Origin of the sequence: Spirillospora sp. NPDC048911, assembly GCF_043198015.1 — a bacterium.
GTDB lineage: Bacteria > Actinomycetota > Actinomycetes > Streptosporangiales > Streptosporangiaceae > Spirillospora.
On sequence record NZ_JBICUD010000004.1, the window covers coordinates 686,503 to 710,651 of the forward strand.

The 24,149-nt window shown below is 72.9% G+C and carries 19 protein-coding genes and 2 riboswitches; of the genes, 6 read left to right on the top strand and 13 right to left on the bottom strand.

What is annotated here, in order from left to right; all coding sequences use genetic code 11:
• Window positions 1-146: 146 nt before the first annotated feature.
• A complete protein-coding gene (locus ACGFNU_RS21870) occupies window positions 147-746 on the bottom strand; it encodes an alpha/beta family hydrolase (protein WP_392596178.1) in 600 nt (199 codons plus the stop codon).
• Between the two features lie 45 nt (window positions 747-791).
• On the opposite strand from ACGFNU_RS21870, the gene ACGFNU_RS21875 reads away from it, so the two are divergent.
• Window positions 792-1,217 carry a PPOX class F420-dependent oxidoreductase gene (locus ACGFNU_RS21875; RefSeq protein WP_392596180.1) on the top strand — a complete coding sequence of 142 codons (426 nt, stop codon included), beginning with the start codon at window positions 792-794 and terminating at the stop codon, window positions 1,215-1,217.
• 4 nt (window positions 1,218-1,221) lie between these two features.
• Here the strand turns inward: ACGFNU_RS21875 and ACGFNU_RS21880 are convergent, their stop codons facing one another.
• Window positions 1,222-2,361: a tetratricopeptide repeat protein gene (locus tag ACGFNU_RS21880; RefSeq protein WP_392596181.1), complete on the bottom strand. Its 1,140-nt coding sequence runs from the start codon at window positions 2,359-2,361 to the stop codon at window positions 1,222-1,224.
• A 105-nt stretch (window positions 2,362-2,466) separates the two neighbouring features.
• Entirely contained in the window at window positions 2,467-5,355 is a 2,889-nt protein-coding gene (gcvP, locus tag ACGFNU_RS21885) for an aminomethyl-transferring glycine dehydrogenase (protein ID WP_392596182.1), read from the bottom strand.
• Window positions 5,356-5,423: 68 nt separating this feature from the next.
• Window positions 5,424-5,534, bottom strand: a riboswitch (glycine riboswitch).
• Window positions 5,535-5,630, bottom strand: a riboswitch (glycine riboswitch).
• A 263-nt stretch (window positions 5,631-5,893) separates the two neighbouring features.
• On the opposite strand from gcvP, the gene ACGFNU_RS21890 reads away from it, so the two are divergent.
• Window positions 5,894-8,365, top strand: a complete 2,472-nt coding sequence (locus ACGFNU_RS21890) for a flippase-like domain-containing protein (RefSeq protein WP_392596184.1) — start codon at window positions 5,894-5,896, stop codon at window positions 8,363-8,365.
• 11 nt (window positions 8,366-8,376) lie between these two features.
• On the opposite strand, the gene ACGFNU_RS21895 is transcribed toward ACGFNU_RS21890, so the two are convergent.
• The 6 genes from ACGFNU_RS21895 to ACGFNU_RS21920 all read right to left on the bottom strand — a co-directional run bounded on the left by ACGFNU_RS21895 (window position 8,377) and on the right by ACGFNU_RS21920 (window position 13,760).
• Window positions 8,377-8,976, bottom strand: a complete 600-nt coding sequence (locus ACGFNU_RS21895; RefSeq protein ID WP_392596186.1) for a MerR family transcriptional regulator — start codon at window positions 8,974-8,976, stop codon at window positions 8,377-8,379.
• Between the two features lie 313 nt (window positions 8,977-9,289).
• The gene (locus ACGFNU_RS21900; protein ID WP_151570878.1) at window positions 9,290-9,760 is read right to left on the bottom strand and encodes a bifunctional nuclease family protein; all 471 of its coding nucleotides are present in this window, start codon (window positions 9,758-9,760) and stop codon (window positions 9,290-9,292) included.
• Window positions 9,761-9,901: 141 nt separating this feature from the next.
• Entirely contained in the window at window positions 9,902-10,627 is a 726-nt protein-coding gene (locus tag ACGFNU_RS21905) for a MerR family transcriptional regulator (protein WP_392596188.1), read from the bottom strand.
• Between the two features lie 60 nt (window positions 10,628-10,687).
• Window positions 10,688-11,248, bottom strand: coding sequence for an FHA domain-containing protein (locus ACGFNU_RS21910; RefSeq protein WP_392596190.1), 561 nt, complete (start codon window positions 11,246-11,248; stop codon window positions 10,688-10,690).
• A 284-nt stretch (window positions 11,249-11,532) separates the two neighbouring features.
• Entirely contained in the window at window positions 11,533-13,062 is a 1,530-nt protein-coding gene (locus ACGFNU_RS21915) for a sensor histidine kinase (protein WP_392596192.1), read from the bottom strand.
• Window positions 13,062-13,760 (bottom strand): response regulator transcription factor, encoded by a 699-nt coding sequence (locus ACGFNU_RS21920; protein ID WP_392596194.1) that lies wholly within the window; start codon window positions 13,758-13,760, stop codon window positions 13,062-13,064. Before ACGFNU_RS21920 ends, ACGFNU_RS21915 begins: the two co-directional genes overlap by 1 nt.
• Before the next feature lie 134 nt (window positions 13,761-13,894).
• Between ACGFNU_RS21920 and ACGFNU_RS21925 the strand changes: the two genes are divergently transcribed.
• Complete coding sequence (locus ACGFNU_RS21925; RefSeq protein WP_392596196.1) at window positions 13,895-16,120, top strand: MMPL family transporter; 2,226 nt, start codon at window positions 13,895-13,897, stop codon at window positions 16,118-16,120.
• Here ACGFNU_RS21925 and ACGFNU_RS21930 read toward each other — a convergent pair.
• On the bottom strand, window positions 16,004-16,654 hold the full coding sequence (locus tag ACGFNU_RS21930) for a LysE family translocator (protein WP_392596197.1): 651 nt from the start codon (window positions 16,652-16,654) through the stop codon (window positions 16,004-16,006). The genes ACGFNU_RS21925 and ACGFNU_RS21930 overlap by 117 nt on opposite strands.
• Window positions 16,655-16,752: 98 nt before the next feature.
• Here ACGFNU_RS21930 and ACGFNU_RS21935 point away from each other — a divergent pair, with 98 nt between their 5' ends.
• Complete coding sequence (locus ACGFNU_RS21935) at window positions 16,753-18,096, top strand: PLP-dependent aminotransferase family protein (protein ID WP_392596199.1); 1,344 nt, start codon at window positions 16,753-16,755, stop codon at window positions 18,094-18,096.
• Between the two features lie 6 nt (window positions 18,097-18,102).
• Here ACGFNU_RS21935 and ACGFNU_RS21940 read toward each other — a convergent pair whose 3' ends face one another.
• Together ACGFNU_RS21940 and ACGFNU_RS21945 are read right to left on the bottom strand one after the other, a co-directional pair.
• Window positions 18,103-20,601 (bottom strand): sugar phosphate nucleotidyltransferase, encoded by a 2,499-nt coding sequence (locus ACGFNU_RS21940; protein WP_392596201.1) that lies wholly within the window; start codon window positions 20,599-20,601, stop codon window positions 18,103-18,105.
• On the bottom strand, window positions 20,598-21,263 hold the full coding sequence (locus ACGFNU_RS21945; protein ID WP_392596203.1) for a CDP-alcohol phosphatidyltransferase family protein: 666 nt from the start codon (window positions 21,261-21,263) through the stop codon (window positions 20,598-20,600). The genes ACGFNU_RS21940 and ACGFNU_RS21945 overlap by 4 nt, the downstream gene beginning before the upstream one ends.
• Before the next feature lie 80 nt (window positions 21,264-21,343).
• Between ACGFNU_RS21945 and ACGFNU_RS21950 the strand changes: the two genes are divergently transcribed.
• Both ACGFNU_RS21950 and ACGFNU_RS21955 read left to right on the top strand, forming a co-directional pair.
• The gene (locus ACGFNU_RS21950; RefSeq protein WP_392596204.1) at window positions 21,344-21,871 is read left to right on the top strand and encodes an NUDIX hydrolase; all 528 of its coding nucleotides are present in this window, start codon (window positions 21,344-21,346) and stop codon (window positions 21,869-21,871) included.
• Complete coding sequence (locus ACGFNU_RS21955; protein WP_392596205.1) at window positions 21,868-22,884, top strand: adenosine deaminase; 1,017 nt, start codon at window positions 21,868-21,870, stop codon at window positions 22,882-22,884. Before ACGFNU_RS21950 ends, ACGFNU_RS21955 begins: the two co-directional genes overlap by 4 nt.
• On the opposite strand, the gene ACGFNU_RS21960 is transcribed toward ACGFNU_RS21955, so the two are convergent.
• The gene (locus ACGFNU_RS21960; protein WP_392596206.1) at window positions 22,853-24,061 is read right to left on the bottom strand and encodes a sensor histidine kinase; all 1,209 of its coding nucleotides are present in this window, start codon (window positions 24,059-24,061) and stop codon (window positions 22,853-22,855) included. The two genes, ACGFNU_RS21955 and ACGFNU_RS21960, sit on opposite strands and share 32 nt — an antisense overlap.
• Between the last annotated feature and the right edge of the window lie 88 nt (window positions 24,062-24,149).

Here is a 24,149-nt window from a genome sequence, read left to right on the forward strand (position 1 = left end):
CTCCACACGGGGGACTAGTCCAAACGGGTGATCATCCTCGGGGGCAGGCTCACTCGCCCTGGACCTCTGGGCCCGATTCGCGGCCCAGAGGAACACGACCACAACAGCACTCCCCTCGACGCCCGCTTCGTGCGGGCGTCTTTCGTTCAACGGGTGCCGCTCCAACGGCGCAGCCACGGCTCCGCCGCCGCGCCCACCGCGTCCGGGTCCTTGGCGAGCTCGTGCCGCTCCCCCGGCAGCACGACGACCTCGGCGGCGTCCGCCGGGTCCGGGACGCCGAACGGGTCCCGGTCGCCGTTCACCACGAGCACCTCGACGCCCGCCGAGCGCAGCTCGTCCACCCGCGACTTCTCCGGATTGCGCGGCGGGCGCAGCGGGAACGCCAGCGCGATGACGCCGGCCGCCCCCGCCGCGCGGGCGGTGCGGCACGCCACCCGGGCCCCGTTGCTGCGCCCGCCCTGGACGAGCGGCACGGCGCCGCACCGGTCCCGCAGCAGCTTGACGATCTCCAGCCAGGCCTCGTCCTGCTTGGCCGCCGGGCCCGGGGCGCGGCGGCCCGCCACCCGGAACGGCTGCATGACGCGGGCGACCGCGCCGCCGAGGGCGAGCGCGACCGCCCGGACGGCCAGCAGGTCCGGGGCCTCCACTCCCCCGTTCGATCCGTGCGTCAGCACCAGCAGGAACGCGGGGTCGTCCACCTCGTCCAGAGTGATCCCGGCCGGGCCGTGGGCCGTGACGATCTCCATGTGACCCACCGTAGCGGCCGCGTCCCGGTACGGCAGACTTGGCTCATGGAACAGATGACAGACAGTGAGTGGCGGGCCTTCGTGTCCGAGGGCACCCGGACCGGGAAGATCGCGCTGACCCGCAAGGACGGCGCCCCGCACGTGACGCCCATCTGGTTCGTGCTGGACGGCCCGGACCTGGTGTTCAACACCGGCGTCGACAGCCTCAAGGGGCGCATCCTGCGGCGCGAGCCCCGGGTGGCGATCTGCGTGGACGACCAGGAGCCGCCGTTCTCGTTCGTGGTCATCAAGGGCGAGGCGACGCTGTCGGAGGACCTGGACGAGATGCGCGAGTGGGCGACGGCCATCGGCAGCCGCTACATGGGCGAGGCGCGGGGCAAGGAGTTCGGCGAGCGCAACGCCGTGCCGGGCGAATACCTCGTACGGGTGCGAATCGGCAAGGTCGTCGCCGAACGAAACGTCGCAGGCTGAGCGGTCAGGCGTCGGGCCAGCCGGGGGGCAACTGCTGGGCGGGGGTGCCGGTCGCCAGGCGCAGGCGCTCGGCGAAGCTCTCGTGCAGCAGCGGGCCCCAGAGGTAGTCGCTCGGCACCCTGACCGCCTGGCCCAGCAGGTCGTGGGTCTGCGCGGGCCCGGGTTCGGCGGCGGGGCCGTCGGCGTAGCGGACGGCCAGCAGCGCGTACATGTGGTCGAGGGCCCCGAAGGCCTCGCCCGCAACCGCGGGGAGCGAGCCGTCCGAGACCGCCGCCTCGACCACCGGCTCCCACCACAGGTCGGCCGGGTTCGCGTCCTCGTCGTCGCCGCCGAAGTCGCGGCGGAGCCGGGCCCGCACCTGGCCGGACACGCCGGGGTCGGACAGGCCGCGGCGCCAGACCTCGCGGGCCTCGTCGCCGCGGCCGCGCAGCGGCAGCGTGCGCGCGAGCAGTTCGGTGGCCAGCGGCCCGACCTCGGCGTCGGCGGCGGTGCCGTCGTCGCCGAGCGCCGCGCCGAACGCGCCGATGGCCTGGTCGAGGTAGGAGATGCCGAGGGCCACCGCCAGCCGCGCGTAGGCGTACGGGGCGGACTCGCGGTCGATGAGTTTCAGGCCCGCGGTCAGCACGCGCTGGGCCCGCGCCGGCTCGCCGCGTTCGAGCAGCCGCTGGGCGAGGTCGTGGGCGGCCACCGGGCCGTACTCGGGGTCGCCGGTGCCGATCGCGGCCTCCCAGTGACCGCGCGCGGCCTCGAAGTCACCGGCGTCGTCGGCCAGCCGTCCGAGCGCCAGGAAGGCCGGCGGCAGGTAGGCGCGGGTGCCGAAGTCGACCACGGCCTGCCACGCGGGGCCGGCCTCCTGGTGCTCGCCGGCCCGTTCGTGGGTGAGCGCCAGGTGGTAGGCGGCCCGCGCCCCGTACTCGGGGTCGCCCGTCGAGATGGCGGCCCGGTCGGCCGCCCGGGCCCCGGCCACGTCCCCGGAGTCGTCGAGGACGACCGCCAGCCCGAGCGCGGCCTGCGCCCGCTCCGGCGTGTCGCCCAGCGCGAGCACCTCTTCGTACAGCCGGGCGGCCCGGCCGGCCTCGCCGTTCTCGGCGAGCCGCCGGGCCTCCTCGCACAGCCGAGCCGGATCGTCAGGCGTCTTGCTCATGCGGCAGCCTTCTGGGGATCGAATGGTCCCCCGAGCCTACCGAGACGGGCGCCTCCGGCCCGGGACGACACCCGGATCCGGCCAAGAAGATCACCGATTCCGCGATCAGTCCTCGAACGCCTCCGGCGGCGGGCACGAGCACACGAGGTTGCGGTCGCCGTACGCCTGGTCGACGCGGCGCACCGGCGACCAGTACTTGTCCTCGCGCAGCGCCGGGACGGGGTAGGCCGCCTCCTCGCGGGTGTAGGAGTGCTTCCAGTCCTCGGTGACGAGGCTCGCCGCGGTGTGCGGGGCGTTCTTCAGCGGGTTGTCGTCGCGGTCGTAGGTGCCGTCCGCGACCCGCTCGATCTCCCGGCGGATCTCGATCATGGCGTCGACGAACCGGTCGAGCTCGGCGAGGTCCTCGCTCTCGGTCGGCTCGATCATCAGCGTGCCCGCCACCGGGAACGACAGGGTCGGCGCGTGGAAGCCGTAGTCGATCAGCCGCTTGGCGACGTCCTCGGCGGTGACGCCGGTCTCCTTGGTGATCTTGCGGAGGTCGGCGATGCACTCGTGCGCGACCAGCCCGTTGCGCCCGGTGTAGAGCACCGGGTAGTGCGGGGCGAGTCGCGCGGCCAGGTAGTTGGCGCCGATGATGGCGTTCTCGGTGGCCTCGCGCAGGCCGTCCGGGCCCATCATCGCGATGTACGCCCAGGAGATCGGCAGGATGCCGGCCGATCCCCATGGCGCGGCCGAGATCGGCCCGACGCCGGTCTCCTGCGGACCGGCCTCCGCGCGCAGCGGGTGGTTGGGCAGGAACGGCACGAGGTGCTCGCGCACGCCGACCGGGCCGACGCCGGGGCCGCCGCCGCCGTGCGGGATGCAGAACGTCTTGTGCAGGTTGAGGTGGGAGACGTCCGAGCCGAACTCGCCCGGCCGGGCCAGGCCCACCAGCGCGTTGAGGTTGGCGCCGTCGACGTAGACCTGGCCGCCCGCGTCGTGCACGGTCTTGCAGGTGTCGGCGATGGTCTCCTCGAACACGCCGTGCGTGGACGGGTAGGTCACCATGATCGCGGCGAGCTGGTCACGGTACTTGTCGATCTTGGCGTGCAGGTCGTCGAGGTCGATGTTGCCCCGGTCGTCGCACTTGACCACGACGACCTTCATGCCGGCCATGACGGCGCTGGCGGCGTTGGTGCCGTGCGCCGAGGACGGGATCAGGCAGATGGTGCGGCCATGGTCGCCGCGGGAGGCGTGGTAGCCGCGGATGGCCAGCAGCCCGGCGAGCTCGCCCTGGGAACCGGCGTTCGGCTGGACCGACACCTTGGCGTACCCGGTGATCTCGGCGAGCCAGGACTCCAGCTCGCCGATCAGCTCCAGATAGCCCTGGACCTGCTCGCCGGGCGCGAACGGGTGGATGTCCGCGAACTCGGGCCAGGTGATCGGCTCCATCTCGGTGGTGGCGTTCAGCTTCATCGTGCAGGAGCCGAGCGGGATCATCGACCGGTCCAGCGCGATGTCGCGGTCCTGCAGCCTGCGCAGGTAGCGCAGCATCGCGGTCTCGGAGCGGTGCGCGTGGAACACGGGGTGGGTCAGGTAGGGGCTCTCCCGCCGCAGCGCCTCGGGGATCGCCTCGGGGATCGATTCCGTGCCCGGCTCGGGCGCCCGCTCCACCCCGAACGCGGCGAGCACCGCGGCCACGTCGGAGGCGTCGGTGGTCTCGTCGCACGCGATCGCGAGGTGGTCGTCGTCGACCAGGCGCAGGTTGCGGCCGTTCTCCAGCGCCTTGGCGAGGATCTCCCGGGCGCGCCCCGGCACCCGCGCGAGCACCGTGTCGAAGAAGGAACCGTGGACGACCTCGACGCCCGCCCCGCGGAGCCCCTCGGCGATCTCGGCGGCGTGCCCGTGCGTCCGCCCGGCGATCGCCGCGAGGCCCTCCGGCCCGTGGTAGACCGCGTACATGCTCGCCATGACGGCGAGCAGCACCTGCGCGGTGCAGATGTTGCTGGTGGCCTTCTCGCGCCGGATGTGCTGCTCGCGGGTCTGCAGCGCCAGCCGGTACGCGGGGGTGCCGTCGGCGTCGACCGAGACGCCGACCAGGCGGCCCGGCAGCTGCCGCTGGATGCCCTCGCCGACGGCCATGTATCCGGCGTGCGGGCCGCCGAAGCCGTACGGCACGCCGAACCGCTGCGACGAGCCGACGACGATGTCGGCGCCGGACTCGCCCGGCGGCCGCAGCAGGGTCAGCGCGAGCAGGTCGGCCGCGACGACCACCTGGGCGCCGCGCTCGTGCGCGGCGGCGGTGACGGGCTCCAGGTCGCGGACCGCGCCGGAGGCGCCGGGGTACTGCAGGAGCACGCCGAAGAAGTCGCCCTCGGGCAGCCCGCCGGCCACGTCGGCGACGACCACCTCGATGCCGAGCGGGACGGCGCGGGTGCGGATGACCTCTTTCGTCTGCGGCAGCGCGTCGGCGTCGACGAGGAAGGCGCCCGGCTCCTTGCGCTTGGACACCCGGTGGGCCAGCGCCATCGCCTCGGCCGCGGCGGTCCCCTCGTCCAGCAGCGAGGCGTTGGCGACCGGCAGCCCCGTCAGGTCGCTCACCACGGTCTGGAAGTTGAGCAGCGCCTCCAGGCGGCCCTGCGAGATCTCCGGCTGGTACGGCGTGTAGGCGGTGTACCAGCCGGGGTTCTCCAGGACGTTGCGCAGGATGACGCCGGGCGTGTGCGTGCCGTGGTAGCCGAGGCCGATCATGGACCGGACGACGGTGTTCCTCGCGGCGAGCTCGCGCAGCCGCGCGAGGGCCCGCGGCTCGCTCAGCGCCGCCGGCAGGTCCAGCGGCCGGCCGGTCCTGATGGCGCCGGGCACCGCGTCGTCCATCAGCGCCTCGGCGCTCGAATAGCCGATGGCCGCCAGCATCCGGGACTGCTCGTCGGGAGACGGCCCGATGTGCCGGTCGGCGAACGTGGACCGTGGGTGCTGCGGCGACGCCACCGGGGCGAAGTACTGGGCGGTCATAGGGGAAGCCTCCTGGGCTGCTGCGGTCGCTCAGGGCCACCATCGGCCCGCGCTGGGCCGATGGCCGGTCTCCCCCTCTGTCATGGGCACCTGAGAGCTTCACCCGCGGAACGGGGTTTCCCCTTCGGTGAGACCCCGCCCCCTCTGCCGAGGAGAAGGACGCCTGCTTTCCAGAGGTGCCTCGCCCAGCGGTCCTTTTGCCTGAGAGGTTCCGGGGAGGGTTGCCCCTTCGGCGCTCCGCGCTGGCGGCGTGGAGTCTCTCCCGCACAGGGTCGACGGCATGTCCAAAGGGAACTCTATCCAACGACGGCCGAAACGATCGACGCGGCCCGCTCCCCCGGCCCATGATCGGCCGTCCGGGGCGGGACAAGTACGATATTCACAGCTCACGGAGCCATCGACCGGCCGGGAGCCAGGGGGCGAGAGGAACAGGTGAGCGCTGTGTGGCCGCGCGGGGCGGGAGCGCATGCCCCGCTCGACGAGGCGGCGCCGTGTCTGGGACGCTGATCACAGTGAGAGTTCCGGACGGTGGTGCGGCGTGACCCAAGGCGTGACGCACGGGACGAGGCAGGGCGCCCCCGAGGCCCCGGGAGAGGCGCCCGAGGGCAGGCCCGGCGCCGCCGTCGTTCCGGTGGACGAGCCCGCCCGGCCCGACCGCATCCGCCGCCCGGGCGACGCCCTGCGCTTCGCCGCCGCGGTGGCCGGGCTCGCCGCGATCCTGCTGCTGGTCTCGATCGCCAAGGGCACCACGCACGGCCTGCAGAGCGACATCGTCGAGGGCACCGCGCACGCCCCGCGGTTCCTGCTGACCATGGCCACGCTGGTCTCCAGCTTCGGCGTGCTGGCCGTGCCGGTGGCGTTCTCGATCGAGCGCCTGTTCCACAAGGACGGGGTGCGGGTCGCCATCGCCCTGCTGGCCGCCGTGATCGCGTTCGGGCTCACCATCGTGCTGGACGACTGGGTGGTCCCCGCGGCTCCCGGCGGCGTCCTCGACTCCCTCATCTGGGGCGGCACCGAGACCGCGCCCGTGCACACCGACATCGCGCCGGTCATCGCGTTCGTCACGGCGGTGGGCATGGCCGGCCGGACCCGCTGGCAGGCCGCCACCTGGACGATGATCGGGCTCGCGGCGCTGACCGGCCTGACCGCCTCGTACGCCTCGGTCGCCGCGCTGGCGGCCACCTACTTCCTCGGCCGGGCCATCGGGCACGGCACGCTGTACGCCGTCGGCACCCCCAACCCGCGTCCGCCCGGCACCACCGTCATGGCCGCCCTGGCCAAACTCGGCTTCACGCCGTTGCGCGCCCGCGCCGTTCCCACCCCCGCCGACGAGCCCCGCGCCTACGACGTGGCGGTCGAGCCGGAGCCCGGACGCCGGCTCCCTCCCGGCGACTGGCAGCTGCGGGTCACCGTCCTCGACCGTGATCAGCAGACGGCCGGCCTGTTCTACCGGGTGTGGCGGCTGGCCCGGCTGCGCGCCGCGGCGCCCCGCCGGGCGCTGCGGTCGCTGCGCCGGTCGCTGGAGCAGGAGTCGCTGATGGCGTACGCGGCCGGCGCCGCGAACGCCCGGACGCCCCGCCTGCTGGGCACGTCCGAGGTGGGCACCGAGGCCGCGCTGCTCGCCTACGAGCACGTCTCGGGCCGCACCCTCGGCACCCTCGCCGACGACGAGATCACCGACGAGCTCCTGGCCGACGTCTGGCACCAGTTCCAGCGGCTCCAGGCCGGGCGCCTCGCCCACCGCCGGCTGGAGGGCGAGGCCATCCTGATCACCGACGGCCGGGCCCAGCTGATCCATCTGCGGGTCGGCGAGATCGCCGCGGGCGACCTCGCGCTGCGCCTGGACCTCGCCCAGCTCCTGACCACGCTCGCCCTGCGCGTCGGGCCGGAACGCGCCGTCGCGACGGCCTCGCCCGTCCTGGGCGACGGGACACTGGCCGGCGTCGTGCCGATGCTCCAGCGGGTCGCCCTCACCCGCGCCACCCGGGCCGCGCTCCGGCAGCACAAGGACCTGCTGACCCGCATCCGCGAGCAGATCCTGCGGCTCAAGCCCGAGGGCGAGGCGCCGCCGATCCGGCTGGAGCGCTTCCGCCCCCGCACGATCCTCAGCATCGTGGCCCTCACGTTCGCGGCCTACATCATCATCCCCCAGCTCAGCAGCGTCGATCTCGACCAGCTGCTGGCGAAGGCCGACTGGTGGTGGGCCGCGGCCGGGCTGGCGGCGGCCGGCGTCACCTACGTGGCGGCCGCCTGGATGCTCATCGGCTTCGTGCCCGAGCGGCTCCCGCTCGGGCGCACGGTGCTGGTCCAGCTGGCCGCGTCGTTCGTCAAGCTCGTGGCGCCCGCCGCCGTCGCGGGCGTGGCGCTCAACACCCGCTATCTCCAGCGCTCGGGGGTGCGTCCCGGGCCCGCGGTGGCCAGCGTGGGCGCCTCCCAGCTGATGGGCATGGCCACGCACATCCTGCTGCTGATCCTCTTCGGCTTCATCACCGGCTCCACGACGAACGCCACCAAGGACCTGGCGCCGTCCCGGATGATCGTCATCGTCCTGCTGGCGCTCGCCGTCCTCGCCGGGATCGCCCTCACGATCCCCAAGGTGCGGCGGTTCGTGACGGCCCGGCTGAAGAGCATGTTCTCCGGCGTCGTCCCGCGGCTGGTGGACGTGCTCCAGTCGCCCAAGAAGATGATCACCGGCATGGGCGGCATCGTCCTGCTGAGCGCCGCCTTCGTGGTCTGCCTCGACAGCTCCATCCGCGCGTTCGGCGGCACGCTGCCCCTCACCACGGTGATCGTGGTCTTCCTGACCGCCAACGCGGTCGGCTCGGCCGCGCCCACCCCGGGCGGCCTCGGCGCCGTCGAGGGGGCGCTGACCCTGGCGCTGACGCTGGCCGGGCTCACCGCCGAGACGGCGGCCTCGGCCGTCCTGCTCTACCGGCTGCTGACCCTGTGGCTCCCGGTGCTGCCGGGCTGGGGGGCGTTCGCCTACCTGCAGCGCAAGGAAGCGATCTAGAAGGAAGCGGGCTAGCCGGTCTTGCGGACCCGCCGCCGGTGGGCGAGCTCGTCATGCGGATGATCGTCGTCATCATCGGCCGCGGCTCTCTCGCCGGGCAGCTCGGCGAGGCTGCCCTCGACCTCCTGCCAGACCCGCCCGAGGGCGATGCCGAAGACGCCCTGCCCGCCCTGCAGCAGATCGACGACCTCGTCGGCCGACGTGCACTCGTAGACGCTCACGCCGTCGCTCATGAGGGTGATCTGGGCCAGGTCGTTGACGCCCCGGTCGCGCAGGTGCGTCACCGCGGTCCGGATCTGCTGCAATGACACGCCCGTGTCGAGGAGCCGCTTGACGACCTTCAGCACGAGGATGTCGCGGAAGCTGTAGAGCCGCTGGCTGCCCGATCCGTGCGCGGCCCGCACGCTCGGCTCGACGAGCCCCGTGCGCGCCCAGTAGTCCAGCTGCCGGTAGGTGATCCCGGCCGCGGAGCACGCGGTGGGACCGCGGTAGCCGACATCCTCGGGCGGCGACGACACCTGCGTGTCGAACAGCAGTCCCTGCTCCCCGGCACGCTGAGAGGCAATGTGCCTGTCGGGGGTCGCCTTGCCCTCGCCGCTGCTCACCGCCACGCGGACCTCCGGCTCCTATCAGCCCGTCGCGCTCCGTCAAGGGGGTTTGACGAATTACACCACGGGTGTTCCACCAGCACGGTAGGTGCCGGTCAGGGTGTGGTCAACGTTCACCGTCGGCGCGTCGCATGCCCGGATGAACCGGCTTCACGTGGGCAAACTGCGCACGCCGCGCCCCATGCACTCCTACCCAGGTGATTACCCAGCGGAAACAGGCCCCTCACCCCCGATGCGCGCGCACCCGGACCGAAGGATGACCTTGCGCCGTCCAAAAACCTTTACCTAACCCGAAGGGCAGCGTCTGCTAGCTCGGTCAGCCGGCGCGCCCGAAGTCTTCCGGGGAGATGGTGTCGAGGAATTCGCGGAACTTCTCGACCTCGTCCTCCTGCTCGTCGGGGATGGCGACCCCGGCCTCTTCGAGGACGTCCTCGCTGGCGAAGATGGTGGCGCCGGTGCGCAGGGCGAGGGCGATCGAGTCGGAGGGGCGGGCGCTCACCTCGACGCCGTTGGAGAACACCAGGTCGGCGAAGAAGATGCCCTCGCGCAGCGCGATGATGTTGACGGTGCGCAGCTGGACGCTCAGCGCGTCGAGGACGTCGCGGAAGAGGTCATGGGTGAGCGGGCGCGCCGGCAGCACGCCCTGCTGGGCGAAGGCGATCGCCGTGGCCTCGACCGCCCCGATCCAGATGGGCAGGTAGCGATCCCCGTCCGTCTCCTTCAACAGGACGATCGGCTGATTGGAGGGCATCTCGACCCGGACGCCGACGACCTCCATCTGCTTCACTGCGGCTCCCTGCTGGTCCTCGCTGTCTCGATCACCAATTGCCCAGATCGATTTCTGACCGAACCTTGTAGCCAACGTACACCCGACCCCCGACACGGGGGCGAGCGGACGGCGCGGCAATAACCTCCGGCGGCTCCATGATCAGGGGTCAAGGCTTTCACGCAGGCCCGTGGCCAGCAGCGCCGCGTGCAGCCGGACCGACAGTTCGGCGATCTCGCGGGCCGTCCCGGCCGCCTGCTCGTGCGCGCCGGGGCCGCGGCGGCGCAGCAGCGGCGCGATCACCTGTTCGATGAGGCCGACCTGGCGGTCGGCGGCGGACTTGAGGGCCCGTAGGTTGCGGACCTCGACGCCGAACGCGCCGAGCGCGGCGGCGGCGCGGGCGATCGTGAGGGCCTCGCCGTCGTAGTGCCGGCCCGTGCGGGTCACCAGGCCGTACTCCTCCAGGCCGGCCAGCAGCTCCTCGTCGATCCCGGCGCCGTCGAGGAGCTGGCGCCGGGTGAGGCGCACGGCGGGCTCCGGCGCGCCCGCGTCGGCCGCGACGAGCGTGCGGGGAGGACGGTCCTGGGCCGGGACGCGTCCCGCAGTCTCCAGGGGCGGCACGGCCTCGCCGCGGTCCTGCGCCTCCAGCCGCTGCTTGATCACCCGCAGTGGCAGATAGTGGTCACGCTGGGCGGTGAGGATGGACCGCAGCCGCTCGAGGTCGCCCTCGCCGAACTTGCGGTAGCCCGAGGGGCTGCGCTGCGGCTCGATCAGCCCCTCGGCCTCCAGGAACCGGATCTTGGAGATGGTGATGTCCGGGAAGTCGGCCCGCAGCAGGCCCAGAACGTCCCCGATGGTCATCAGGGCACGGGCCGGCTGCGCGTTCATGGGCCCCTCCCCTCGTCCCCGTGGCGGTGCGCCGCCCGGTCCCGGCGGGCGGCCGGCCGGTCAGCCGTGCTGCGGATTGGTCAGGAACACCAGCCGGAACTTGCCGATCTGGACCTCGTCGCCGCCCGACAGGCCGGCCGAGTCGATCCGCTGCCGGTTGACGTAGGTGCCGTTGAGGCTGCCCACGTCGCGGACGGAGAAGCTGCCGCCCTCGCGGGCGAACTCGGCGTGCCGGCGGGACACGGTCACATCGTCCAGGAAGATGTCGCTCTCGGGGTGGCGCCCCGCCGACGTGCGCTCCTTGTCGAGCAGGAAGCGGCTGCCGGCGTTGGGCCCGCGCTTGACCACCAGCAATGCGGTGCCGGGCGGCAGGGCCTCGACGGCCACCTGGTCGGGGCCGACGGGCTCCTCGGCGCTCTGGTCGGTGTCGAGGGCCTCGAAGCCGCCGATCGAGATCGTCGACGTCGACTCGCCCGGCGACTCCCGGTAGGGCGGCGGCGGCTGGTGCGGCGCGGGAGAGGGAGGCGTGGCGGTCCGCGTCAGTGGAGTGCCGCAGTTGGAGCAGAAGCGGGCATCATCCGGGTTGGCGTGACCGCACTGCGTGCAGTAGACGCTCGGCATCGATCGGCTCGGCCTCCTACCATCGGCGTGCCACGCGGCCCTCGCTCTCGCGAGGGCGGCCCGCGGCACGCGCATCCTGTACCAACCCACGCCGGGGACCCGCCCCCGACCACGGCCTTGACTCCCCGTCCACCAACACGACGGTTGCCGCAACTTACGCGGGTAGTGCCCGAGGGGTCAACTGGATCGGGGAGCCGACGTCCCTCAAGCTACCTTCGACAATGATCGCAGGTCTACGCCGCCGCGCGGACGAGCCTCGATCACCCTCCCCGTAGCCCCCTCACTCAGACCGTACCGCGCTGACGGCGAGCCTGGTGCGCGGGGTGACGGTCGCGCTCGCCGGGCGGTGCGGCGGGAAATGTGACGCGGAGCGCGGCGCCTCCACCGGGCCGGGACCGCGCCGTGGCGGTGCCGCCGTGCGCCTCGGCGACGGCGGCGACGATCGAGAGCCCCAGCCCGGCCCCGCCCTGGTCGCGCGACCGGGCCTCGTCGGCCCGGTAGAAGCGCTCGAAGACCTTGGCGCACTGCTCGGCGGTCAGACCGGGGCCGGTGTCGGCCACCTCGATGAAGGCCCGATCGCCCTCGGCCACCGCGCGCACGGTGGCGGGCGCTCCGGCGGGGGTGTGCCGCCGGACGTTGACGAGAAGGTTGCCGAGCACCTGCCGGAGCCGTTCGGCGTCGCCCAGGACGACCACGGGGCCGTCCGCCTCCAGCGCGAGCGGCCGGTCCGGTTCGACCGCCCCGGCGTCCGCGACGGCGTCGGCGGCGAGAACGGCCAGGTCCACCGGCTCGCGTTCCAGCGGGCGGCCCTGGTCGAGGCGGGCCAGCAGCAACATCTCGTCGACCAGCCGGCCCATCCGCTCGGCCTCGGACTCGATCCGGCGCATGGCCTTGGCCAGGTCCTCCGGCCGGTCGGCGGCGCCGCGCCGGAACAGCTCCGCGTACCCGCGGACGGTCGCCACGGGGGTGCGCAGCTCGTGCGAGGCGTCCGCGACGAAGCGCCGCAGCCGGTCCTCGGAGGCCGCGCGCTCGCGGAACGCCGACTCGATCTGCGCGAGCATGGCGTTCAGCGCGGCGCCCAGCCTGCCCACCTCGGTCTTGGGGCCGGGCGCGTCGACGCGGCGCGCCAGGTCGCCGCCGCCGATGGCGCCCGCGGTCTCGGCGATCTCGTCGAGCGGCCGCAGCGCGCGCCGGATCGCGCGCCAGGCCAGGAACGCGACGCCGCCGAGGACGAGCAGCGTCACCGTGAACAACGTCCCGAACGTCCGGCCGATCAGCGAGTCCTGGTCGGTGGTGCGCATCGCCATCACGAGGGTGCCCCGCCCGCCGGGCAGCTCGGCGGCACGGATCCGCCAGTCGGGTTGCGAGTCCCCGAACGGCCCCTCCCACTCGCCCTCGTCGTCCGCGACGCGCGCCTCGATCCGGGTGAACCGCTCGCCGTCGGGGTTCTCCTCACTCGCCTTCCCAGGCCGGACGTCCGCCGGGATCCGCGGCGTCTCGGCGAACGACACGGTCTGCAGCACCCGCCCGTCCGGCCCGCGCACCTGGAGGAACGAGGGGAACCCTCCGTGCCGGCTCCCGGCCTGCCACAGCCGCGGCATGTCATCGGTCGCGGGCGGCAGGCTCAGCCCCTCTCCGCGCTCCGCGCGGGCCACGACGATGGCCGCCGCCTCCCGGCCGACCGAGGTCAGTAGCCGGTCGTTCGCGGAGGTCTTCCAGTCGAAGACCGCCGCGATCGTGGAGGCGCCCACGGTGACGAGGCCCAGGGTCAGGAGCACCATCACGATGAGCATGAGCCGCCGGCGGAGGGACATCAGGCCTCCCTGGGCAGCCGGAGGATGTAGCCGACGCGCGGCACCGTGTGGATCAGGCGGGGGTCGCGGTCGTCGACCTTGCGCCGCAGGTAGCTGACGTAGGTCTGGACGACGCCGTCGCTGCCGCCGAAGTCGTACTCCCAGACGTGGTCGAGGATCTGCCGCTTGGACAGGACCCTCCCGGAGTTCATCACCAGGTAGCGCAGCAGCTTGAACTCGGTCGGGGTCAGCTCGACCAGGTCGCCGCCGCGCCGCACCTCGTAGGTGTCCTCGTCGATCTCCAGGTCGGCGAACGCCAGCCGCCCGCGCTCACCGGCGCGCGGCCGGGCGCGGCGCAGGACGGCGCGGATCCGGGCGATCAGCTCCTCCAGGCTGAACGGCTTGGTCACGTAGTCGTCGCCGCCGACCGTCAGCCCCTTGATCTTGTCCTCGGTTGCGTCGCGGGCCGTCAGGAACACCACCGGCGCCTCGCAGCCGTCGCGCCGCAGCTTGGCGCAGGTCTCCAGGCCGGAGCCGTCCGGGAGCATCACGTCGAGCACGATGAGGTCGGGAGCGAACCGCGCCACCTGGGTGAGGGCCGCCGCGCCCGACCCCGCCACGGCCGCCTCGAACCCCTCGTAGCGGAGGGCGGTGGCGACCAGATCGGCCAGATAGGACTCGTCGTCGACCACGAGGACGCGTGTGGGGGGTTGTGTCACAAGCCCAGTGTCGTGCCAGGACCGCTTCGGGCGCAGTGTGAGATCTCTTAGAGATCGCTGTGAAGGGCCGATTCACAGCGATCTCTAAGAGCGCCCGCACGGTCCCCGAAGACGTGGCCGCTGCACTGGGCCGCATGGAGAGATTCTCTGGATACGTGCTGCGGCACAAACTTCTCGTCACGCTGCTGTGGCTGGCCGCCACCTGCGCCGGTGCCGTCGCCACCATGCAGGTCACCGATCGGCTGAAGGAGAACTTCGCGCCGCCGGGATCGGCCGCGCGCGACGCCAACGCCGCCATCACGCGGGTGTACGGCTCGGGCGGCGCGGACAAGCCGCTGGTTCCCGTGGTCGCCCTGCCCGCCGGGCAGAACGTGGACTCACCCCAGGCCAAGGCTGCCCTGGGCAAGGCCTTCGACGCCGTTCGGACCCGTTTGGACGCGCGCGTCGTCTCGTACGCCGGCACCGGGGACCGGCGCCTCGTCGGGGCGGACGGCCGGACCACGTTCGGCCTGGTCTTCCCGCGCCGACCGGCGGACGGCGGGGACGGCGGCATGGGCGACGACGGGCCCGACCAGAGCGGTCCGCTCGCCCAGGCGCTGCGGTCGCATCTGCCGTCCGGTGCGACGGTCGCGGTGACCAGCATGGAGGGGCTGGAGGAGGGCGCGGGGAGCGACGGGCCGAGCGTGCTCGTCGAGACGGTCGTCGGCGGCGCGAGTGCGCTGATCGTGCTCGCCTTCGTCTTCGGCTCCTTCTTGGCGCTGGTGCCGCTCGCCATCGCCGTCGTGTCGATCCTGACCTCGTTCCTGGCGGTGTACGGGATCACCGGCGTGACGGACGTCAACTTCATGGTGCAGTTCGTCGTCGCGCTGATCGGGCTGGGCGTGGCGATCGACTACTCGCTGCTGCTCGTCACCCGCTGGCGGGAGGAACGGGCCCGGGGACACGAGGGCGACGCGGCGGTGCGGCGGGCCATGGCCACGGCCGGGCACGCGGTCCTCTTCAGCGCCGGCGCGGTCGCCATCGGCCTGCTCGCCATGCTGGTCATGCCGGTGGAGTTCCTGCGCAGCGTCGCGTACGGCGGGATGATCATCCCGACCGTGAGCGCACTGGCCACGCTCACGCTGCTGCCGGTCGTCCTGGCCACCATCGGCCCTTGGCTGGACCGGCCGAAACTGCGCAAGGAGGCGGGCGCGAGCCGGGCATGGACGGCCTGGACGCGGGTGGTGGTCCGGTTCCGGTGGGTGGCGGTGCTGGTGTCGACGGCGTCGCTCGCCGCTCTGGCCTACGTCGCGCTCGGGATGAATCTCGGCGAGACGCACAGCGACGCCATGGCCAAATCCGGCCCCGCCTATGAAGGTCTGACGGCTCTCCGGCGCGGCGGCGTGCCGTCCGGCGTCCTCACTCCCGTCGACGTGCTCGTGCCCGCCGGTGCCGATCCGGTCCGCGTCGCGGCCGGGCTGCGCGGCCTGCCCGGGGTGCACTCCGTGGTGGCGCCCGAAGGGGCCGGCTGGCGGCGTGAGGGCTCGGCGCTGGTCACCGTCCTGCCCGCCGATGAGGGCGGCACCCGCGTGGGCAAGGACACCGTGAGGGAGATCCGGGCCGCCGTGCCGCCGGGCGCCCAGGTGGGCGGCGGGACGGCCGCCGACCTCGACTTCACCGCCAAGGTGTACGGCGCGTTCCCGCTCATGCTGGCGCTCATCGGCCTGCTGACGTTCGTGTTGCTGGCCCGGGCGTTCCGGTCGCTCCTGCTGCCGCTGAAGGCCGTGCTGCTCAATCTGCTGTCGCTGGCGGCGGTCCTCGGCTCGACGGTCCTCGTGTGGCAGCAGGGCCACGGCAGCGAGCAGATCTGGGGCGTCTCGGCCACGGGGTCGATCGCGGTCTTCGTCCCCGCGATGGTGTTCGCGTTCCTGTACGGGCTGTCGATGGACTACGAGGTCTTCATCCTCGCCCGGATGCGGGAGGAGTACGACCGCACCGGATCCACCGAGACGGCGGTCGTCGAGGGCATCGGCCGCACCGGGCGCCTGGTGACCAGCGCGGCGCTCATCCTGTTCCTGGCGTTCGCCTCGCTGGCCGCCGCGCCCCTCGTCGAGGTCAAGATCTTCGCGACCGGGCTGGGCCTCGGCGTCCTGCTGGACGCGACGATCGTCCGCGCGCTCCTCGTCCCGGCGCTGGTCGCGCTGTTCGGCCGGTGGAACTGGTGGCTGCCCCCGTGGGCGGCCGCGATCCTGCGTGTGCCGCCGTCAGGGAGCCGCCACGACCGCCTTGGACCTGTCGAGCCCGATGTGGACGGCGAGCCCGCCGAGCACGGTGCCCATCGCGTACCGCTGGACGCGCTGCCAGAGCGGCCGCCGCGCTAGGAACAGCGCGACCGCCCCCGCGCTCAGCACCCACATGGCGTTGACCGTCAGGGCCACGGCGACCTGGGTCAGGCCGAGCAGCAGGCTCTGCAGCGCGACGTGGCCCCGTTCGGGGTCGACGAACTGGGGCAGCAGCGACACGTACAGGATCGCGATCTTCGGGTTGAGGAGGTTGGTCACCAGGCCCATCGTGAAGAGCCGGCGCGGCGGGTCGACCGGGAGCTCCTTCGGAGCGAACGGGGAGCCGCCGCCCGGCTTCACCGCCTGCCACGCCATCCAGAGCAGATATCCCGCGCCGGCCAGCTTGATCGCCGTATAGAGCGCCGGGACCAGCGTGAAGACCGTGGTGAGCCCGGCGGTGGCCGCGAGCACGTACACCACGAAGCCGGTGGCCACCCCGCCCAGCGAGATCATCCCGGCCCGCCGCCCCTGGGTGATCGTGCGCGAGACGAGATAGATCATGTTGGGGCCGGGCGACATCACCATGCCGAACGCGACCAGGGCGATCCCCGCCATTGCACCGAGCGAAATCATCACGCCTCATTCCAGAAGTTATTGCTCCGAGCCTAGACCTCGGTACTATCTCGGTGCAACACTGGAAATTGCGATCGGCGCAATGAGAGGAACGAGTCGTGGACGACTACCGGCTCGTCGCCGACGCGGTGGCGGCCGAGATCGCCGCCGGGCGGCTGCGCCCCGGCGACCGGCTCGCCCCGCAACGCGACTTCGCGCGCGCACGCGGCATCGCCAACTCGACCGCCGCGCGGGTCTACAAGGAACTGGTCCGGCGCGGCCTGGTCGTCGGGGAGGTCGGCCGCGGCACCTTCGTCCGGTCCGCGGACCGGGCGCCCGAGCCCGCGCTCGCCGAGCCAGCGCAGGCGGGCGTCGACCTGGAGCTGAACCTGCCGATCGTCCCGGGGCAGGCCGAGCTGCTCGCCGCCGGGCTGCGCCGGTTCCAGCGTCCCGACGTGCTGGGGGCGGCGCTGCGCCCGGCCGGGGCCACCGGCACGCCGGCCGCGCGCGAGGCCGCCGCCGGTCTGCTCGCACATGGCGGCGGCTGGCGCCCGGATCCCGCGGCGCTGCGGTTCACCGGCAGCGGGCGCCAGGCCATCGCGGCGGCGCTGTCGGCCCTGGTGCCCGCCGGTGAGCGGCTGGCCGTCGAGGCGCACACCTATCCGGTGGTCAAGAGCCTGGCGGCGCGGCTCGGCATCGTCCCGGTGCCCGTCGAGGTGGACGAGCACGGCCTGGACCCGGACGCCCTCGCGGCGGCCCACCGCACCGCCCCCGTCCGCGCCGTGTACGTCCAGCCGACCCTGCACAACCCCTCCAGCGCGACGATGCCGGCGGCCCGCCGCGCCGCGCTGGCCGACGTGCTCCGGCGGCACGGCGTGCGCGCCGTCGAGGACACGATCTGGGCGTTCCTGCCGGACGAGGCGCCGCCGCCGCTCGCCTCGTTCGCCCCGGACCGCACGATCCTCGTCGACAGCCTCTCCAAACGGCTCGCCCCAGGGCTCACCACCGGTTTCGCCGTCGTGCCGCCGGACGTCATCGACGCCTTCACCTCGGCGGTGCGATCGGGCGCGTGGCTGCCCGCCGGACTCGCGCTCGACGCGGCGACCGGCTGGATCAACGACGGCACGGTCGCCGAGATCACCGCCCGCAAGCGCGCCGACGTGGTGGCACGCCAGGCCATCCTCACCGAGACCCTGACGGGCTTCCGGCTCCGCACGGATCCGCGCTCGTACTTCTGCTGGTGGGATCTGCCCGCGCAATGGCGCGCCGAGACGTTCGTCGCCGCAGCGGCGCGCCGGGGCATCGCCGTCACGCCCGCCGCCGCGTTCGCCGTCGGCAACGGCGGCTCGCCCGGCGCGGTGCGGTTCGGTCTGGCCTCTCCCCCGCCTGAGACGCTGGCGCGCGCGCTCGGCGTGCTGGGCTCCATCGCACGCGGCACGCCCGACGACGCGCCGGTCGACTAGGGCCCGTCAGGAGCCGGCGCGTTCGACGACGGCGGCCCACTCCTCCAGGAGGTCCTGGGCGGCGTCCTCGTCGGGGCCCTCGGCCCACAGGTGCGTGACCGCCTCGGCGGGGTCGGGCAGGACCAGGACCCAGCGGCCGTCCTCCTCGACGACGCGGACGCCGTCGGTGGTGTCGATCGTGCGCTCGCCGGCGGCCTCGACGACATGGCGCATCACCGAGCCCTTGGCCGCCCACGGCGTCGGCACCGACCGCCGCAGCAGGTGCGCCTCGGGGATGCGCCGGTCGATCTGCGAGAGCGTCAGCCGGGTGCGGGCGACCAGGCCGACGAGCCGCACGAACGCCGCGATCCCGTCCACCGTGGTGCTGAACTCGGGCATCACGAACCCGCCGCGGCCGTCGCCGGCGAAGATGATGTCGGGGTCGGCGGCCGCCTTGGTGAGCACGTCCTGCGAGGTCGACGTCCATTCCACCCGCACGCCGTGGAACCGGCACACCTGCTCGCCGACGCGGGTCGTGGTGACCGGCAGTGCCACCCGCCCGCCGCGCCGCTCGGCGGCGACGAGGTCGAGCATGACCAGCAGCGCGCGGTCGTCGCTGATCGACTCGCCGTTCTCGTCGACCAGCGAGATCCGCTCGCCCACCGGGTCGAACCGCACGCCGAAGGCGGCGCGGGAGGAGGAGACCAGCTCGCCGAGACGCTGCAGGTCGCGCATCCGCTCGGCGAGCGTCTCGGTCGGGTTGGCCTCGTCCAGCCGGTTGTTGCGGGTGAGCACGTCCACGCCGACCTTGCCGAGCAGGGTGGGCAGGACGAGCGACGCGGTGCCGCCCGCGCAGTCGAGCACGATCTTCAACTCGGCCTCGCGGACCCCGGTCATGTCGACGCAGCGCAGCAGGTCGCGGGTGTAGGTCTCGACGGTGCGCGCCGGATAGGTCAGCTCGGCGATCTCGCCGGGGAAGGCGCGGCGGTACTCCTGGCGGCCGAAGACGCGCTCCAGCTTGCGCTGGGCGCCCAGCGACAGGTCGGCGCCGTCGGCGTCGAGGAAGAGGATGTCGACGCCCTGCGGGTCGCCGAGCGTCGTGCGGATGTAGATGCCGCCGCCGCAGTCCTCCCGGCCGGTCTCGAACCGGGCCGTCGGCAGCGGGGTGGCCTCCAGGTCCTGGACGTTGATCGCGCTGGCCGTGAGGGCGCTGATGACCGCGCGCTTGAGGGTGCGGGCGGCGCGGGAGGCGTCCCGGCCGGTGACGACCGTGGTGCCCTTCTTCAGCGTGGTGGCGTACGCGCTGGCCAGCCGTACCGCCAGCTCGGGCGTGATCTCGACGTTGACCAGCCCTGACACGCCGCGCGGGCCGAACAGGTTGCGCTGCCCGCGCGACTCCCAGATCACGCTGGTGTTGACGACGGCGCCGGCCTCGATCGTCTTGAACGGGTAGACCTTCACCTCGCTCGACACGTACGCCTCGGCCTCGATCACGCACTCGTCGCCGACGACCGCGCCCTCCTCGACGCGGGCGCCCGCCATGATGTCGGTGTTCTTGCCGATCACGCAGCCGCGCAGGTTGGTGGACGGGGCGATGAAGACGTTGTCGTGGACGACGGCGCGGTGCAGGAACGCGCCCTCCTTGACGACCACGTTGCTGCCCAGCACGGTGAACTCGCGCAGCTCGACGCCCGCCTCGACCTTGGCGTAGTCGCCGATGTAGAGCGGGCCCTTCAGGATCGCCTCCGGGTCGACCTCGGCCCCTTCGGCGATCCACACGCCCGGCATGACCTCGAACGCGTCCAGGTCGACGTCGACCTTGCCCGAGAGCATGTCGGCCTGGGCCTTGAGATAGCTCTCGTGGGTGCCGACGTCCTCCCAGTAACAGTCGGCGATGTACCCGTAGAGCGGGGCTCCCTCGGCGAGCAGCTTGGGGAACACGTCTCCCGACCAGTCGACCGACTCGCCCGCGGCGACATGGTCGAGGACCTCGGGCTCCATCACGTAGATGCCGGTGTTGACGGTGTCGGAGAAGACCTGGCCCCACGTCGGCTTCTCCAGGAAGCGCTGGATACGGCAGTCGTCGTCCACGATGATGATCCCGAACTCCAGCGGGTTGGGCACCCGCTTGAGCCCGATGGTGACCAGCGCGCCGTTGCGCTCGTGGAAGCGCACCATGTCGGTCAGGTCGATGTCGGTGAGCGCGTCCCCGGAGATCACCAGGAACCGGTCGTCGCGCAGCGCCTCCTCGGCGTTCTTGACGCTGCCGGCCGTGCCGAGCGGCATCTCCTCGGTGGCGTAGCTCAGCGACATGCCGAGCTCCTCGCCGTCGCCGAAGTAGTTGCGGATCAGCGCCGCGAGGAACTGCACGGTGACGACGGTCTCGGTCAGCCCGTGCCGCTTGAGCAGGCGCAGCACGTGTTCCATGATCGGCCGGTTGATGACGGGGAGCAGGGGCTTGGGCTGGTTGGCGGTCATCGGACGCAGCCGCGTCCCCTCTCCGCCCGCCATCACAACGGCCTTCATCGGGGGGCCTCCGCTCCCTTCTGAGCGCCGGCCGACGGACCCGGATCGGGGGGCGAGGCACGGCCGGCCAGCACCAACTGCCGTGCCTGCACCCAGTAGAGGACCGCCGCCCACCAGTAGAGGACGGTGCCCCAGATGGCGAACGACCAGCCGACGACCTTCGCCGTGGTGGCCACGGCGCCGTCGTGGTCCCCCAGAAGCAGCAGCGGAAACGCGTAGAGCAGGCACATCGTGCCCGCCTTGCCCACGAAGTGCACCGGCAGCGTCCCGCCATAGCCGAGGCGCCGCACGATCGGCACGATCGGCGTGATCGCCACCTCCCGGGCGACCAGCAGCACGATCAGCCACACCGGGATGATCTCGCGGACCGTCAGCCCGATGAGCGTGGCGAGGATGTAGAGCCGGTCGGCCGCCGGATCGAGCACGGTGCCGAGCCTGCTCGTCTGGTCGAGGGCCCGCGCGAGCTTGCCGTCCAGCCAGTCCGACAGGCCGGCGAAGACCAGCAGGCCCAGCGCCCACCAGTCGGCCTCGGCCAGGACCAGCCACAGGAAGAGCGGCACTCCGAGCAGCCGCGCGAAGCTCAGGATGTTGGGCACCGTCCAGATCCGGTCCGGCGCCTCGCCCGTCCCGGCGCCCGGATCCCTGCCCACCTCAGCGCTCACCGACGCGTCACACCTCCGCTCCTGCCAATGATCCTGACCCTATCGGTAAGGGTTTGAAAGCCCCCCGATAGCGTCCCGGCATGAGATGGACGCTGCACGGCGAGCGGGCCCTTTACGAGAGCCCCTGGATGGATGTACGGCTGGCCGACGTCGAGCTGCCCGACGGGCGCCGGTTCGACCACCATCTGCTGCGGATCCGGCCCGCCGCCGCGGTGGTCGCGCTCGACGCGCGGGACCGGGTCCTGCTGATCTGGCGGCACCGGTTCATCACCGACCAGTGGGGCTGGGAGATCCCGGGCGGCCGGGTCGAGGAGGGCGAGGACCCCGCCGAGACCGCCGCGCGCGAGCTGATCGAGGAGACGGGCTGGCGGGCGGGCCCGATCCGCCATCTGCTGGACGTCCGCCCCTCCCCGGGAATTCACGATGGTGTTCATCACATCTTCCGGGCGGACGGGGCCGTGCGGATCGGGGAGCCCACCGACGTCGAGGCCGAGCGGATCGAATGGGTGCCCCTGTCGTCGACACGCGACCTGATCACGCGCGGTGACATCGGGCAGGCTTCTACGATGGCGGCACTGCTGTACCTCGCCGCCGGAGGCCCCGCGTGACCACGCCCATCCCCGCGCCCATTCCCAAGGCCGAACTCCATGTGCACATCGAGGGAACGCTCGAACCCGAGCACGCGTTCGCCCTCGCCGCGCGCAACGGGATCAGGTTGCTGCGGTTCCGGACTCCGGAGGATCTGCGGGCGGCCTACGTCTTCGACGATCTGCAGACGTTCCTCGACCTCTACTACGAGCTGATGGTGGTCCTGCGCACCGAACAGGACTTCGAGGAGCTCGCCGACGCCTACCTGGCGCGGGCCGCGGCGCAGGGCGTCCGGTACGCCGAGATCTTCTTCGACCCGCAGGCGCACACGGCGCGCGGCGTGCCGATCGGGACGGTCATGGCCGGTCTCGGCCGCGCGCTGGCCGCCGCGCCCGCCCGGCACGGCGTCACCGCGCGGCTGATCATGTGCTTCCTGCGGGACGAGTCCGCGGCGTCGGCGCTGGAGACGTTCGAGAGCGCGCGGCCGTGGTTCGGGGAGCCGATCATCGGGGTGGGGCTGGACTCGGCGGAGCTCGGCAATCCGCCGGGCAAGTTCCGGGAGGTCTTCGGCCTCGCCCAGGAGGCGGGGCTGCGGCGTGTCGCGCACGCGGGCGAGGAGGCGCCGCCCGAGTACATCTGGGAGGCGCTGGACGTGCTCGGCGTGGAGCGGATCGACCACGGCAACAGCTGCCTTTCCGATCTGCGGCTCGTCGACCGCCTGGTCGACGAGCAGGTGCCGCTGACCGTCTGCCCGGTGTCGAACGTGCTCCTGCAGAACGAGGACTCGCTCTACGAGCATCCTCTGCCGATACTGCTGGACGCGGGGCTCCTGGTGACGGTCAACTCCGATGACCCGGCCTTTTTCGGCGGTTACGTGGGCGACGTCTTCGACGCGGTGCGGAACGAGCCCGAGCTCCGGGTCGGCCTGACCGAGCTCCGGCGGCTGGCGGCCAACTCGTTCAAGGCCGCCTTCCTCTCCGACGAGGAGCGCCAGGCCTACCTCAAGGAAGTGAAGAACTACCGCTTCGCGTGACGGGCGCCTCGGTGTCCGGCGGGTTCATCGGCAGGGTGGCGGTGACGGCGAAGCCGCCGCCGGCCGCCCGGCCGGTCCGCACGGTCCCGCCCACGCTGCGGGCCCGCTCGGTCATGCCGAGGATGCCGAAGCCCTCGCCGCCGCCCTCGCCCGGGCCGCGGCCGTCGTCGGTCACCGTCAGCCGGAGCTCGCCGTCCGCCCGGACGAGGCGGATCTCGACCGCGCTCGCCCCGGCGTGCTTGATGACGTTGGTCAGGGCCTCCTGCACGATCCGGTGGACGACGATCCCGACCTCGGGGGCGGGCTCTCCCGTCCCCACATCCGTGAGACGGGCGTCGAGCCCGGCGGCCCGCACCGCGTTCGCGAGCTCGCCGAGGCCGTCCAGCCCGGCCGCCAGCTCGCTCGGCGCCCCCGGCACACCCGGCGCGTCGGTCCGCCGCAGGATCTGGAGCGTGGCGCGGACCTCCGCGCGCGCGTCGCGGCAGGTCGCGGCGATCGATTCGAGCGTCCCGGCGAGCTCGGCCCGGTCCAGCGGCCGGTCGCCCGCCACCCGGTGCGCGGCCGCCCCGGCCTGGACGCCGATCACGGTGATGGTGTGCGCGAGCAGGTCGTGCAGGTCGCGGGCGATGCGCAGGCGCTCCTCGGCGACCCGCCGCAGCGCCTCCTCCTCGCGGGTGCGCTCGGCGGTCTCGGCCCGTTCGAGGATCGCCGCGACCCGCGCCCGGTGCACCCGCCAGGCCTGGACCCCGACGATCACGCCGACGATCGCCTCCAGCGCGCCGATCTGCTCCAGGCCGCTGCTCCCGCCCGCGCGCATCGCGAACGTGACCGCGCAGATCGTCAAGATCACGCACAGCGTCGTGAGGACCGCCCGGACCCTGCGGCCCAGAAAGGCGTAGGTGACCAGCGCGAGCACCTCTGAGGGCACGACCGTGTGATGCTGGTACGAGAGCACGTGGAACGGCAGGATCAGCGCGGTGAAGGCCAGCAGCACGGCCCCCGGCCATCGCCGCCGCCAGGCCAGCGGCACGTGCAGGGCGATCAGGAGCAGCACCCCCCCGGCGTCCAGGGGACGGTCCCCCGGCCAGGCCAGCGTCGCCGCCAGCGCGCCCCCCGCCAGGACGGCCGCGATCAGGCCGTCCGTCACCTCCGGCCGCAGCCGGCCCACGATCACCACGTTCCCTACCGTAACGGAATCCCGCCATGGTCTTCGGCCGGGTGCGCGGAACCGGCCATACCTCACCGGCGGCGGTTGCGGCAACGGG